Here is a 541-nt window from a genome sequence, read left to right on the forward strand (position 1 = left end):
GCCTTTCCCTGTCCGGAGACTCTTCCGCACCGAACAGCCCCGCCTCACCCGACGGCCCGATCTCGCCCACCGGCCCGTCCTCCCTCAACGGCCCGTCGTCGCTGAACGGTTCGCCGCTCTCCAACGGCTCGTCCCCTTCCGGTAACGCGTCTTCTTTCGGCAACGAGTCCTCCTCCTCCGGCACCGCCTCCGCTTCCGCTTCCGAAGGGACCCGGCCCTTCCGCGACCCGCTGCGGTTCCTCGTCCGCGCCCGAGGGCTCCTCGGCCTCGACGGCGCCACCCTCGGCCACCTCATCCGCGAGCTGACCCTCACGCTCTCCGCCGACGCCCGGCTCGACCACACCGCCCTCTCCGCGAGCGAGCTGGCCGCACTCGACTACGCCGAGCTCGAAGGGCACCAGCCCGGCCACCCCTGGCTGGTGGCGAGCAAGGGACGGCTCGGCTTCTCCGCCGCCGACGCGGCCCGCTTCACCCCCGAGACCCGCAGCCCCCTCCCGCTGCCGTGGATCGCCGTGAGCACCCGCATCGCGCAGTACCGGGC

1 protein-coding gene is annotated in these 541 nt (G+C 73.2%); it reads left to right on the plus strand.

Annotated elements, in window-relative coordinates:
* A partial coding sequence (locus RNB18_RS50935; protein WP_311720918.1) for an IucA/IucC family protein occupies nucleotides 1-541 on the plus strand: 541 nt, incomplete at both ends.

Source organism: Streptomyces doebereineriae (assembly GCF_031845645.1).
Classification (GTDB): Bacteria; Actinomycetota; Actinomycetes; order Streptomycetales; family Streptomycetaceae; genus Streptomyces; species Streptomyces canus.